General features: G+C 69.1%; 15 protein-coding genes. 4 read left to right on the plus strand and 11 right to left on the minus strand.

From position 1 onward, the window contains the following. Nucleotide 1: 1 nt before the first annotated feature. Nucleotides 2-1,384 (plus strand): fibronectin type III domain-containing protein, encoded by a 1,383-nt coding sequence (locus D7V77_RS15580; protein ID WP_158624409.1) that lies wholly within the window; start codon nt 2-4, stop codon nt 1,382-1,384. Nucleotides 1,385-1,443: 59 nt separating this feature from the next. Here D7V77_RS15580 and D7V77_RS15585 read toward each other — a convergent pair whose 3' ends face one another. Next, nucleotides 1,444-2,139 carry a pirin family protein gene (locus tag D7V77_RS15585; protein ID WP_120577082.1) on the minus strand — a complete coding sequence of 232 codons (696 nt, stop codon included), beginning with the start codon at nt 2,137-2,139 and terminating at the stop codon, nt 1,444-1,446. A 108-nt stretch (nt 2,140-2,247) separates the two neighbouring features. Further along, the gene (locus D7V77_RS15590) at nt 2,248-3,153 is read right to left on the minus strand and encodes a LysR family transcriptional regulator (protein ID WP_120577083.1); all 906 of its coding nucleotides are present in this window, start codon (nt 3,151-3,153) and stop codon (nt 2,248-2,250) included. Nucleotides 3,154-3,304: 151 nt separating this feature from the next. Here D7V77_RS15590 and D7V77_RS15595 point away from each other — a divergent pair, with 151 nt between their 5' ends. After that, a complete protein-coding gene (locus tag D7V77_RS15595; RefSeq protein WP_120577084.1) occupies nt 3,305-3,850 on the plus strand; it encodes a YceI family protein in 546 nt (181 codons plus the stop codon). Nucleotides 3,851-3,862: 12 nt separating this feature from the next. Here the strand turns inward: D7V77_RS15595 and D7V77_RS15600 are convergent, their stop codons facing one another. The 6 genes from D7V77_RS15600 to D7V77_RS15625 all read right to left on the minus strand — a co-directional run bounded on the left by D7V77_RS15600 (nt 3,863) and on the right by D7V77_RS15625 (nt 9,234). Beyond that, entirely contained in the window at nt 3,863-4,792 is a 930-nt protein-coding gene (locus D7V77_RS15600; protein WP_120577085.1) for a DUF4382 domain-containing protein, read from the minus strand. Between the two features lie 75 nt (nt 4,793-4,867). Further along, complete coding sequence (locus tag D7V77_RS15605; RefSeq protein ID WP_120577095.1) at nt 4,868-5,359, minus strand: hypothetical protein; 492 nt, start codon at nt 5,357-5,359, stop codon at nt 4,868-4,870. A 198-nt stretch (nt 5,360-5,557) separates the two neighbouring features. After that, a complete protein-coding gene (locus D7V77_RS15610; protein WP_120577086.1) occupies nt 5,558-6,226 on the minus strand; it encodes a carboxypeptidase-like regulatory domain-containing protein in 669 nt (222 codons plus the stop codon). Continuing rightward, entirely contained in the window at nt 6,226-7,872 is a 1,647-nt protein-coding gene (locus D7V77_RS15615; protein WP_120577087.1) for a caspase family protein, read from the minus strand. Before D7V77_RS15615 ends, D7V77_RS15610 begins: the two co-directional genes overlap by 1 nt. After that, nucleotides 7,869-8,654, minus strand: coding sequence for a hypothetical protein (locus D7V77_RS15620; protein WP_120577088.1), 786 nt, complete (start codon nt 8,652-8,654; stop codon nt 7,869-7,871). The genes D7V77_RS15615 and D7V77_RS15620 overlap by 4 nt, the downstream gene beginning before the upstream one ends. 4 nt (nt 8,655-8,658) lie before the next feature. Next, nucleotides 8,659-9,234 carry an RNA polymerase sigma factor gene (locus D7V77_RS15625; protein ID WP_120577089.1) on the minus strand — a complete coding sequence of 192 codons (576 nt, stop codon included), beginning with the start codon at nt 9,232-9,234 and terminating at the stop codon, nt 8,659-8,661. 106 nt (nt 9,235-9,340) lie between these two features. Between D7V77_RS15625 and D7V77_RS15630 the strand changes: the two genes are divergently transcribed. Beyond that, complete coding sequence (locus tag D7V77_RS15630) at nt 9,341-9,589, plus strand: hypothetical protein (protein WP_120577090.1); 249 nt, start codon at nt 9,341-9,343, stop codon at nt 9,587-9,589. 17 nt (nt 9,590-9,606) lie between these two features. On the opposite strand, the gene D7V77_RS15635 is transcribed toward D7V77_RS15630, so the two are convergent. Beyond that, nucleotides 9,607-10,032, minus strand: coding sequence for an OsmC family peroxiredoxin (locus tag D7V77_RS15635; RefSeq protein WP_120577091.1), 426 nt, complete (start codon nt 10,030-10,032; stop codon nt 9,607-9,609). Between the two features lie 176 nt (nt 10,033-10,208). Then, nucleotides 10,209-10,892: a class I SAM-dependent methyltransferase gene (locus D7V77_RS15640; protein ID WP_120577092.1), complete on the minus strand. Its 684-nt coding sequence runs from the start codon at nt 10,890-10,892 to the stop codon at nt 10,209-10,211. A gap of 127 nt (nt 10,893-11,019) precedes the next feature. Between D7V77_RS15640 and D7V77_RS15645 the strand changes: the two genes are divergently transcribed. Beyond that, a complete protein-coding gene (locus D7V77_RS15645) occupies nt 11,020-11,355 on the plus strand; it encodes a hypothetical protein (RefSeq protein ID WP_126934810.1) in 336 nt (111 codons plus the stop codon). Nucleotides 11,356-11,365: 10 nt separating this feature from the next. Here D7V77_RS15645 and D7V77_RS15650 read toward each other — a convergent pair whose 3' ends face one another. Continuing rightward, the gene (locus tag D7V77_RS15650) at nt 11,366-12,667 is read right to left on the minus strand and encodes a sorbosone dehydrogenase family protein (RefSeq protein WP_120577094.1); all 1,302 of its coding nucleotides are present in this window, start codon (nt 12,665-12,667) and stop codon (nt 11,366-11,368) included. Nucleotides 12,668-12,803: the final 136 nt, after the last annotated feature.

Below are 12,803 nucleotides of genomic sequence, written 5' to 3' on the forward strand. Positions count from 1 at the left end.
CTTGAAGTGGACCGCGGGCCCGACGGGCACCCAGGGCTACCAGGTACGGTTCCGTGTGGGCTCCGGCTCCTGGGTGTACCGGGGGGCGGGTACTTCCACGACCTACGCCGTCACCGGCCTCTCCAATGGCACGAAGTACGAGTTCCACGTTCGCATCAAGGGCTCCACGGGGGACACGACCTCCGGGTACTCGAACGGCCTGTCCTCCACTCCCACCGCGGACGAGTGCTCCGGCTCCTCCGTCCGCCACATCACCGTCAGCGGCGCGGGCTCCAAGGACGGCCTGACGGCGCAGACGGCGGGCACGCTCTCCAACCTCAACGCCTTCATCCAGGCGGTGGGCCCCGGCGGCCTGGTGTGCATCCACGGGGGCACCTACGGCACCGGCACCACCGTGTCCCAGGGCGGCTCCCTGGGTGCTCCCGTCACCATCAGGGGCGTGGCGGGCCGGCCCGTGTTCCAGTCCACCTTCCAGGCCTCGACTCGCGCGAAGACGGGGCCCGTGGCCTTCACGGTGATGGCCAGCAACCTCGTGTTCCACAACCTGGAGTTCCGCCACGTGGGCACTTGTTTCAGCTTCAAGGCCGCGACTTCCGTGGCTCATGTCACGCTTAGCCAGTTCCGCGCGGAGAACGTGGCCACCTGCGTGGACGTGGAGCGCTCCAGTTCCACCGTCTTCACCGACCTCACCATTCGCGACGCGATGATCCTCCAGTTCACTCGCGGCGGGATCTTCCTCGCCTCCGGCACCAGCCAGTCTCTCGTCGAGGACGTCTACGTCGACATGGAGCCGGACCAGATTGGCGGGCAGGGGAGTGACTACCCCGTGGGCATCGCCCTCTGCGACACCACGAACCACGTCACCCTGCGCCGGGCCACGGTGATGAACGTCACCGGCATGCAGACGGGCTACACCCAAGGAGACGGCATCGACGGGGAGAGCTCCGCCAGCGACGTCGTCCTGGAGGACAGCTACTTCCGCGGCAGCGAGGACGGGTGTGTCGACACCAAGGTGCGCAACATGCTCATCCGCAACACCGTCGCCGCTGAGTGCAAACGCAACTTCCGGCTGTGGCAGTCCGTCACGCCGGGCCCTCGCGTCGAAAACGTCAGCAGCTACCAGCCTCGCGACGGCCACTTCTTCATGCACACCGGTACCACCACCGCGAAGGACATCGCCGTGTACTCCAGCAACGGCGCGAAGCTTGTCGCCTATGACTGCTCGTCCTCGTCCCCTTGCACGTTCAACGCGCAAGGCATCCGGGGAACGCTGTTGGACTCGACGAAGCTCAACGCCACCGGCACCGTGACGGGCAACACGCTGGTGTACGGCCAGGTCGTCTCCATCCCTCCCGTTCCCAACACCACTTCGTTCACTCCGTAGAAACGACAAGGCCCCCGGATCCACTCAGGGATCCGGGGGCCTTCTTCGTGGCCGGCGCATCAGGCCAGGTCGAACAGCAGGGCCTCCAGCGGCTCGGAGGCGGTGAGCACGAGGCTCGACTCGTCGGACACGGCGACTCCGTCACCGGCCTTCAGGGCCACTCCGTTCAGCGTGCCCGTGCCCCTGGCGATCTGCACCCAGGCGTGGCGCCCCTTGGGCAGCGTGTACTCCGCCTTCTCTCCCGGGCTCAGCAGCGTGCTGCTGAGCAGCACGTCCTGGTGCACGGTGAGGCTGCCGTCTCGGGCGTCCGGGCTGGCCACCACGCGCCAGCGTCCCTGCCGGTCCTTCTCCGGGAAGAACTTCTGCTCATACTCCGGCTTCAGGCCCTTCTTCTCCGGGATGATCCAGATCTGCAGGAAGTGGACGTCCTCGTTGGAGCCGTTCATCTCGCTGTGCATCACGCCCGTGCCGGCCGTCATGCGCTGCACCTCTCCGGCTCGCAGGAGCCCCTGGCCTCCCGTGCTGTCACGGTGCGCGATGGCGCCGCTCAGCGGGTAGGTGATGATCTCCATGTCCCGGTGCGGGTGCGTGTCGAAGCCCTCGCCAGACTGCACGCGGTCCTCGTTGATGACGCGCAGGGAGCGGAAGCCCATGTTCTCGGGGTCGAAGTAGCTCGCGAACGAGAAGGTGTGATGCGAATCCAGCCAGCCGTGGTTGGCGTGACCGCGTGCTTCGGAAGGGCGAACGTTCATCATGGTGTGTGCTTCCTTTCGAGACACAACATGCGCTTCCGAAAGCCACCTGGCCAGACACGAACCTCGGGACACATCGTTCCATCCGCGGAACGAAACGCCGGCACTGTCTCAGCGCTTCGCTCGCTTGAAGGCTTCCTGGTTGTGGGGCCAGTGCTCGCGCAGCACCTCTACAAAGGCCATCACCTTGGGCACGTGATGGCGCGTGGGCGGGTAGACGGCGTGCACCGGCGCGCCCGTGGAGCTCCAGTCCGGCAGCACGCGCTGGAGCCGCCCGGACGCCAGGTCCTCGATGCATTGCTGGCCCGGGATGAGCGCCACCCCGGCGCCCAATGACGTCACCGCGCGCAGCATGTCCGGCTCGTTCACCACCAGCCGCCCGGAGACCTTCACTTCGACGGAGCGCCCGCCCGCGTGCAGCGTCCAGACGTTTCCCTGCACCGACTTGCCGAAGAAGAGGCAGTCGTGCTTCGCCAGGTCCGCTGGCGTCTTCGGTGCACCCCGCGCCTGGAGATAGCCGGGCGCGGCCACCACGAGCCACTCGATGTCCCCCAGCCGCCGTGCCATCAGCGACGAGTCCGGCAGCCGGCCGGCGCGCACCGCCAGGTCGAAGCCCTCCTCCAACAGGTCCACCGCGCGGTCCGTGCAGAGCAGCTCCACCTGCACGTCCGGGTACTTCTCCATGAAGCGCGCCACCAGTGGCGCGAGGAAATGGACGGACAGGGGCGTGGTCACGCGCAGCAGGCCGTACGGCCCCGCTTGCAGGCGCGTCACCGCCAGCTCCGCGGCCTCCGCTTCCGCGACGATGCGCTCGCAGTGCGCGTAGTACGCGCGGCCCACCTCCGTCAGGTGCAGCGTGCGCGTGGTGCGCTGGAGCAGCTGCGCGCCCACTCGCTCCTCCAGCTCGGACACCTTGCGGCTCACGGTGGACTTGGGCATGCGCAGCGCCTTCGCCGCCGCCGTGAAGCTGCCCGCTTGAACCACCCGGGCGAAGATGAGGAGTTCGTTGAGGTCCATGGCCCATCCCTCGTGCAGGCGCAGGACTGTTCCAGCCGTGGAACAGTGCATCCTGTCCGTCCCGTCTAATCGGGAACGTGGGGGGCCGCTACCTTACGCCTCGTTGAAACACACCGCCGCTGCCGCGGCGCACACGACAAGGAAGACGACCATGGCCACCACCTCCTGGAACATCGACACCACGCACACGGGCATCCACTTCAGCGTCCGCCACATGGTCGTCGCGAAGGTTCGCGGCAGCTTCACGAAGTTCGGCGGCACCATCACCCTGGATGACGCGAACCCGGCGGCCTCGGCGGTCTCCGTCTCCATCGAGTCGGCGAGCATCAGCACTGGCGTTGACCAGCGCGACAACCACCTGCGCTCGCCGGACTTCTTCGACGTGGAGAAGTTCCCGGCCATCACCTTCCAGAGCACGAAGGTGGAGCCCTCCGGCAAGCACCTGAAGGTGACGGGTCAGCTCTCCATCCGCGGCATCAGCCGCGAGGTCGTCCTGGAGGCCGAGCAGCTGGGCATCGCCAAGGATCCGTGGGGCAACACCAAGGCCGCGTTCGAGGCGAAGACGACCATCAACCGCAGTGACTTCGGCCTGACGTGGAACCAGGCCCTGGAAGCGGGCGGCGTGCTGGTGGGCGAGAAGATTGAAATCGCCCTCGAGGTCCAGGCCGCCCAGGCGCAGGGCGAGAAGGCGGCCTGAACCCCGGAGTTGCTACTCGACGTCGAAGGACGTCAGGACGAAGTGCACGTCGGACTCCGCGCCCGAGCTGACCGTCGCGGTCGCCGGGCGCGCGATGTCCGTGGTGAAGGACACGCCCGCGGGCGCCACCAGGTCCACCTGGTAGGTGCCGGGCAGCAGGTACTTGAAGTCCGCCACGTAGCGGGTGGCCGTGCTGGCGCTGAAGGACAGCGTCTCGCGGCTGCCGTCGGCGTTGATGAGCACCGCGGAGAAGCTGCCCAGCTGCGGGAAGCCCATGGGCAGGGACACGCTGCCCGCCTCCAACGTCACCTCCACGTTGCCGGAGAACTCCATGTCCGCGCCCTTGATGATGGGCCGCATGACCCACTTGCCGGAGTTGCCGGCCTCCTTGCCGAAGCTCTGCGCCACGTCGAAGTCCACCAGGATGACCTTCTGGTCGTCATCGCTGGTGATGGTGACGTCCGCGTCCTTGTCGAACTTCACCTTGAGGCCGGAGCTGCTGGCGCTCGGCATGTGCAGGTCGCCGTCCACCTGGGCCCCGTCGGGCAGGCCCTCGTAGTTGGCGGAGGTGGCGAAGATGCGGCTGGCGCCGTCCTGCTTCACCTGGATGTAGCCGCCGGTGATGACGAAGCGCAGCTCCTTGTACGTGCCGGGCGGCACCTCCGCGTCCTTCACCAGGTCCGCGGTGTCATTGGCCAGCGTGAGCAGGTCGGTGGTGACGGGCTCGCTCAGGAGCACCACGTCTCCCTTGCCGTCTTCTCCTTCCACGCTGCCCTTCAAGTAGACCTTCGAGATGGTCACCACGGCCTTCTCGATGCCGTCGCCCGGGGCGTCGGTCAGCTTCAGGGTGACGTGGGCCTTGCCGCTGTCGCCGCAGGCAGCGAGGAACAGGAGCCCCGTGGTCATCAGCAGGGTGGAGGTCAGGTGTCGCAGGGTCTTCATTTGTAAGCCTTTGTTGGAGTCAGGGATGAATGCGGGAGGAGACCCTCCCGCGTCCGGACCGGCCACGGCGCTTGCTCAGCCGATGACGGGCCAGCATCCGCCTTCCTGGCACGACAGCGAATTGCAGCAGGTCTCGTCGCCCTCGGTGGAGCACTCGCCGCCTTCGGGGATGCACTGGGGACCGGCGTCGATGCCGCCACCCGAGCCGCCGTCCGTCGTGCCCGCGTCGGGCTCGCTGGTGCCACCGTCCGTGGGCGGTTCGTCGTCGCAGGCGCCCACCGTGTCGTCATGGCGCAGGTGCGCGGCCACCGCGGGCACGCCCACCGTGATGCTGTGCGCGTTGGCGGGGTTGCCGGGCGGAATGTGGCAGATGGTGATACCCGTGTTGCCTCCCGGCGCGGTGCCGCCGTCCGCGGCGGGCGCTTCTCCGGCGGCGCCGCCCAGGTTGTCATCGCCCGAGACGAGCGACGGATCCTCCGCCTCCGTGGGGCCTCCGCAGCCCAGGGACAGCATCGTCGCGCACAACACCATCCATGCCGCGGAAGAGCGAGCGGTCGGGATACGCATGGTCATCCTCCTGTGAAACGAGGCGGTGGGGGGCCGCTCGGGGAGCGGAGTGCCTCGTTGTCAGAAAGACCCGGAGAATCGCGGTGTGGCCACAACTCCAGACGGGCGGCGAAGTGCGAGGCACGCACGGTCTGGATATGTGTGGCTTTGCGGAAAGCTTGATTCACAGCGGACGACGCCGCGGCCTGGCGATGTCGTTCAATGGCTTTCGTCGGAGTTTTCGACGTCGCGGCCATCCATCGCGGCATGGCTGTCATCGGCACAGCCCGCGAATGCGCAGCGCTCCTCGCCCGAGGAGCCCTCGGGGATGAGTTCCACGTTCAGCACCGTCTGCTTGCCCTCGTCCACGCAGTCCTGGACGGACGTGGAGGCGAAGCCGGGCGCGGAGGCGCTCACGCCGTAACAACCTTCTGGCAGCGGCCCCAGACGGTGGGGTGACTTGTCGTCGAGCCCGGAGGCTTCGATGGGCGTGCCGTCCACGATGGCCTTCGCGTCCATCAGCTTCCGGTTGCCCCGGACATGGAACTTCACGAAGAAGGTGCCGGCGGTGCGCGGCGAGACGTCCGCAATGTCCACGGACTGGCCTCCCTGCACGGTGAGCGGCACTCGCGCGGCCAGTTCCCCGGTAGCCACGACGAAGAGCTCCGCCGGGCCCGCGGGCACGTCCTCCAGCGTGAAGCGGCCTTGCGTGTCCACTCCGCTGCGCACGCCGGGCGCGCCCACCACGGACACCAGCGCGACGGCGGGGTCGAACTCCGTGAGCCGGCCTCGCACGGTGCCCGCGCGGAAGGGCTCGTTGTCCAGGCTTCCGCACGCGCCCAGGAGGCCGAGCGACGACAGCGTCAGGAACAAGGATTGGAGGCGCATCAGAAGCGGTATCCCACGCCGGCGTTTCCGCCGATGAAGCCCACGGCCTGTCCCTGTCCGTCCACCACCACGTACGTCAGCATCCCGTGGCCCTGTGCGGTGAGCTCCAATCGCTCCCCCAGTCGCCACGCCAGTCCGCCCACCACACCGGGGCTGACGGTGAAGTAGCGCTGGCCTCCCGAATAGGCCTCCACGTCGAAAGACCTGCCCAGGTACAGCGCGGCCACACGTGGACCCGCGAACAGCGTCAATCGCTCCCATCGCCACAGGTACGGCACCGCCGCGCCCAGCGTGAGCGTGGTGTAGCCAAAGGGCACCTCGCTGCCGGGCGCCACCTGGAGCTTCTCGCGCCCGCGTCCCAGACCCATGTCCACCATCAGGCCCAGGTTCTGGAGCGGCAGGTCCTCCAGCCGCAGCACCACGCCCACCTGGGGCGCGGCGGGCAACAGCTCGCGCCGGCTCCTGCCGTCCGCGAAGGACATCATCCCGCCCACGAGCGACAACGCGCGGCGCGGGATGGCGTCCGACAGCAGTCGCTCCAGCGGCAGGCGCTCGCCTCGGGCCACGTCCACTTCGCGCCGCACGAGCACGGCGTCGCCCTTGGTGAGCTCCACCGTGCGCCGGCCCGGGCCTACCGCGGCGCCTCCTGGCAGTTCCAGTCGCGGCTCGCCGTCCACCTTGAGCAGGAAGCCGTCCAGGCGTGGGTTGTAGGAGAAGAGCTCCGGTTGGCCCGTGCGGTCGATGCGGCCGGCGAGGATGACCGGATCCGCTCCCACCTCCATGATCTCGGCGGACGGTCGCTGGCGGCCCTCCGTGAAGGCGAAGGTGCGGCGGCGCGAATAGTCGTGCGCCTCCGTGGCGGTGACGGCGCCGTCCGCGTTGCGGTCCGCCGCTCCGCCCAGGCCCTCGATGAGGAAGTACGTGTAGATGTCGTTGCGCAGGCCTTCGTCCTCGCGCGCTGTCTCGCCCCAGTCGCTGGCGGCGAACACCATGGAGGCCCGGGACGACTCCTCCAGGGGACGCGCGTAGAAGCCGGACTTGATGCCCGCGAGCTCCACCTCCAACTCGTGGGGCAGCAGCGACTTGCCGCTGCCGCTGTGGCAGGTGGCCAGCACCAACAGCCGCCGCCGGCTGGGTAGCTGTTCGAACTCCGCCTTCAGCGCGTCCATGGAGAGCGCCGTCTGCGGGATGGCTCGGTAGGACGCGTCTCGTGTGACGAGGTAGCGCGTGAGCTCTCCACGACCGTCGCGCGCAAGCGTGCCGTGCGCGGACAGGTACACCATCACCACGTCGTCGGGCCGGGTGGCTTCACGCCGCAGCTGGCGCAGCGCCGCGAGGATGGCGTCGCGGGTCGTCTCCTCCGGGCGCGTGAGGACGCGCACCTGATCGAAGTGGCCTCGCGCGGGGTCCTTCAGTGCCGCCGCCAGGTCGCTGGCGTCCTTGGAGGAGAAGCGCAGGGTGCGCCACTGCGGATCATCGAAGGACGACACGCCCACGAGCAGCGCGAGCCGCCGGGGCGTGTACGCGCGCGACAGGTCCGCAGCGTCGAGCCGCAGCGGCACGAGCCCGCCCTTGTCTCCGGCCGTGGCGGACGGGCCCGCGCAGGCGCAGAGGAGGACGAGCAGCAGGGAGAACAGGCGCCTCACGGGGCCTGAGTCTGACCGGATTGGACCCGCACGTCGAACCTCACCACGGTCCCCGGGCGTGCATCCGGGCTTCCGTCCGCGGCGAGCGCGGCGAGTGCGTCCTGCTCCGTTGCGGGCTCACCGGGAGCGAAGGCCACCAGCGCCAGCGCCAGCCGGCCCTCGTCCGAATCGAGGCTCACGCCCGCGAGGCCATCAGGCCCCTCCAGGTCGTGCGTTCCCGCCGCCAGGGGGAAGCGGCCAAGCAGCTCTGGCGCCTGCTGCTCCCGCTGCTGGTAGAGCAGCGCGGTGCCGGACTCCGTGGCGTGGTAGCGCAGGAGCAGCACCTCGTCGCTGGTGACGTCCGCGCCTGAGTCCAGCCGGCGCAGGCCTCCGTCGGTGCTCCGCGCGACCACGGCCAGCTCCAGGGAGATGCGGCCCGGGCCCTTCACACCGGTCCACTCGGTGGCCTCTTTCGTGGGCCCCTTCACCCGCGGCACCAGCACCACCATCAGCACGGAGGCCGCGATCGCGCCGGCCATCCATCCCAGGTACCGGCCTGGCGGCGGGGCGAAGCGGCGGGCGCGGGCCGGTGTCCGCAGTGGGACGACTTCCGCTTCGGTCTTCCTCTCGGGTGCGAGCGCGAGGAGCAGCGCGTCCGCTTGCCCGTCGAGCGGATCCGCGTGTGTGGCGAGGAACGTCTCACAGACCTCGCAGGGCGAGGCCAGGTGCTCACGGAACCAGGCGACGGCGGCGGGGTCGCGCCCGGCGAGCTCGGCCATCGCGGTGGCATCCAGATGTCTCATCGCTTCATTCCCACCGTCCGGCGAGCACCCGCTGGAGGAGCTCGCGCTTGATGCGCCCGCGAAACCGCTCCAGCCGCATGGTGACCGTGCTCTTGCCCACGCCGAGCTGTTCGGCGATCTCCCGCGCGGAGAGCTGACCCTCGATGTAGAAGAGCTGCACGGTCTTCTTCTCCTCGCCTTCGGGCAGCTCCGCGATGAGCCGCCGCACCACCTCGATGTCCCTCTCCACCTGGAGCGTGGGCGGCAGGGCCGGCACCGTCTCCGGTGTCGGGTCCGCCAGTTCGTCCTCCATCCGCTGGAGCAGGTTGCGGCGCTCCAGCCGCGTGCGCGCCCGGTTGCGCGCGATGGTCAACAACCACGGGGTGAAGGCCCCCGCTGACTTCAGCTGGGGCAACCCCCGGAACGCCCGTACGTAGGACTCCTGTAGGACGTCCTCCGCCTCGTCGGGATCCAATGTGCCGAAACCCGCGACCAGCCGGGCCACCAAGGGGCGGGTGCGACGGTATAGCTCGCTGAAGGCGGACGACTCCCCCCTCGTCGCGCGCCGAACCGCGTCCGTGACATCGTCCGTCTCACCCACCTGCTCGGAAGACCTCCTGGAGGACGAATCGGCCACGGGCCCGGATTCTTCCACCCGCCTTCGCGGCTAGAATAGGGCCTTCACCTTCCCGCGGATGGGGTGGCGCATGCGACGGAAATGGGTGCTGGCGCTGCTGGCCGCGGCGGGAGGGCTCCTGGCGGCCTGTGGCCCCGCGGATGCCCCTCCGGCGGAGGACCCTCCGTTCGAGGCGCAGGACCCGGCCGGGGAGGCGCCCGGCGCGGCGGAGCATGAGCTCACGCCGTGCCTGAGCCAGTGCTACGCGACCTGCGTCGGCAACACGCCCGAGGTCGTCGCGTGCCGGCAGGACTGCCGCGACGCGTGCGCCGGCGGCTGAAGGCCGGCCAGGGTCCGTCAGGTCGCGAGCTTCGCCTTCAGCGTGATGTTCACGCCCCCGAGCGCCTTGGAGACAGGGCAGCCCTTCTTGGTCTCCTCGGCGATCTTCTGGAACTGGGCGTCGTTGGCGCCGGGGATGGTGGCCTCGGTGACGAGGTCGATGGTGGTGATGGCGAAGCCGTCGCCCTGTTTGTCCAGGTGCACGTCCGCGTTCGTCTGGATGCGCGTGGGCTTCAGGCCAGCTTTCTCCAGCCCCACCGACAGGGCCATGGAGAAGCACCCGGAGAGCGCCGCGCCGATGAGCTCCTCCGGGTTGCTGCCCTGCTGTCCCTCGAAGCGGGTGCCGACCGAGAAGAGGACCTCCGCGGCGTGACCGGGCTTCATCAAGCCCTTGCCGTCCTTGAACCCGCCGTTCCACTGCGCACTGCCCTTGCTGATACCCATGGCGTTCTGTCTCCCCATGCGCGGCACCGTGCCGCGTCCGTTTGAGTTCGCGCGGCGGAAGGGTAGGGCGCGCATTGGCGTGTGGCGGTCCTGTTGGCGGACAGGGGCCCGGGGAGTGCCGGGGAGTGGACGCTCGCGAGCGCGAAGGCCTGGGTTCTGGACGGTTGGGGGCCGCGTCAGGGGCTCACGGCGGGCTGCAGGAAGAGCAGGTAGTGGGCCGGCAGGTCGTCGTACTCGGAGACGATGACGTAGCCCGTGGCCTGCGCGGCGGCGACGAGCGGAGGGCGCATGGCCCTCAGGTGCGTCACCGCGATGCGGCCCTGGGGTGTGAGCGCGGGACGCAGCCGGGTGAGGTAGTCCACCCGGTCCCCGAAGAAGTGATCCACCTCCGAGAGGAGGATCAGGTCGTACGCGCCCGCTTCGAGCCCCGGCGCCTCCGGGGCCACCTTCCGCACCTCGATGTTCTTGCGTCCGAGCACCCGCGCACGGAGCCGCTGGATGGCTTCGTCGTTGATGTCGGTGGCGACCACCTGGCCCGTGGGGCCCACCGCCTCCGCGAGCCGCTGCGTGAAGTACCCCAGCCCCGCCCCGACGTCCGCGACCCGCTGTCCCGGAGCGAGCCCCAGGGCGGCCACGAACCGTGCGGGCTGCCGGGAGCGGTCATACGCGGCATCCTCGCCTTCGACGCCGCCCACGCCATGCAGCTCCGTGGGCGGCTCCGGCGCGGCGGCCACCACGGGCGCGGGCGGAGCTTCCGCCTTGCTCTCGGAGCGGCAGGCACCGGCCGTCGTGACCAGGGCGAGACACAGACTCCACAGCGTCAGGAAAGGGAACACCGTCAGCGGACGAAAGAGAGCCATTGCGAGCACCGGGGCAGGAAAGGAACAGCGGGGTCAAAGTCAAATGTGTCGGTTGCGCAGGATATCGCTTTCTGCCGGACTTCGGGGACGCGAGGCATATCTGCCTCCGTCACCTGGAGTCTCCTGCATGCGAAACATGATCCGTGATTTGGTTTTGGCGACCTTCTCCGTGGGCCTCCTCTCCGCCTGTGGCCCGGCAGCGGAGCAGGATGCGTCGCCGTCCGCCGGTGAGGCGGCGCAGGTGGAGCAGGGCATTGGCAAGACGCCCAGCTGTGCCATCGGCGAGTATGTGGCGGATCAGGTCATCTGGTCTTCGACCTGCGCCGCGTGTCGCGAGGTGGGCGGCGACGGCTCCTGGCCGCAGGGCTCCTACGGCCGGAGCGGTACGCTCTACCAGACGTGCTGCGGTGACAACGGCTGCGGCAACTGGCAGAACATCCGGCCGGTCTGCATGGGCTGCTAGGCATTGCCCTTCAGCGCTTCGCGGTCACCTTCCACAGCGTGTTGCTGGCGTCATCCGCGACCAGCAACCCGCCGTCCGGCAGCACCGTGACGCCCACCGGCCGGCCGTGCACGCGGGCCTGGGCCGCGTCGGCGATGAATCCCGTGAGGAAGTCCTCCGGCGGACCGGAGGGCTTCCCGTCCTTGAACGGCACGAACACGACCTTGTAGCCAGACAGCTCCGCGCGGTTCCACGAGCCGTGCTGCCCGATGAACGCGCCGCCCCGGTACTTCTCCGGGAACGCCTGGGCCTCGTAGAACGCCAGGCCCAGCGACGCGGTGTGGGAGCCCAGTTGCACGTCCGGCACCAGCGTCTTCGCCACCAGGTCCGGCCGCTGTCCCGCCATGCGTGGGTCTTCGTTCGCTCCGAAGTACGCGTAGGGCCAGCCGTAGAACCCGCCGTCCTCCACGTGCGTGAGGTAGTCCGGCACCAGGTCCTCGCCCAGGTCGTCGCGCTCGTTCACCGCCGTCCACAGCGTGCGCGTGCCCGGGGCCCAGCCCATGCCCACGGGGTTGCGCAGGCCGCTCGCGTAGATGCGCTCGCCGGTGCCGTCCGGGTTGATCTCCAGGATGTTGGCGCGGCGCTCCTCCTCCTTCAGGCCGTACTCGGCCACGTTGCTCGCGGAGCCCACGGACACGTAGAGCTTCGAACCGTCCGCGTTGGCCAGCAGGTTGCGCGTCCAGTGGTTGTTGTAGCCGCCCGCGGGCAGCTCCAGGAGCTTCTCACCGGGGGCCTTCAGCGACGTCTCGCCGGCCGTGTATGGGTAACGCCAGACGGCGTCCGTGCCGGCCACGTAGAAGCGGTCGCCCAACAGCAGCATGCCCAGCGGCTGCTTCACGCCCTCCAGGAACACCTCGCGGACCTCGGGCGTACCGTCGTGGTCCGCGTCGCGCAGCAGGGTGATGCGGTTGGCGCTGTGGCCCAGGTTCTGCGAGCGCACCTTGCCGGACTCGATGGACTCATCCTTGTCCTGCTCGCTCTTGAACTCGGAGCTGGCCTCGGCCACCAGCACGTCGCCGTTGGGCAGCACGTAGGTCCAGCGCGGGTTGCGCAGGCCGTCCGCGTAGCGCGTCACCTCGAAGCCTTCCGGGGCCGTGGGGCGCTTGCCTTCCGGCCAGCCGACGACCGTGCTGTACCGCTCCACCTTGAAGCTGGGGTCGGGCGCGGGCAGCGCTTCCGCCTTCGTGGAGGTGTCGGGGGTGGAGCGGTGCGCGCAGTTCGTCAGGAACAGCGCGGCGCCCACGCAGAAGGAGGCTCGGAGGAAGACGGTCATGCCCTTCCTCTAGGGGGTGTCCCTAATTATCTGAAGAAAGGTGCTGGAGGCCGAGCGGCCGCCAGCCCCGTGGGCAGGGTTGAGCTTGCAGGGAAAGGAAGAGCTGAGCACCCCTGGTGAGTGCACCGACATGAGC

This window comes from Corallococcus sp. CA041A (genome assembly GCF_003612075.1).
Classification (GTDB): Bacteria; Myxococcota; Myxococcia; order Myxococcales; family Myxococcaceae; genus Corallococcus; species Corallococcus exiguus.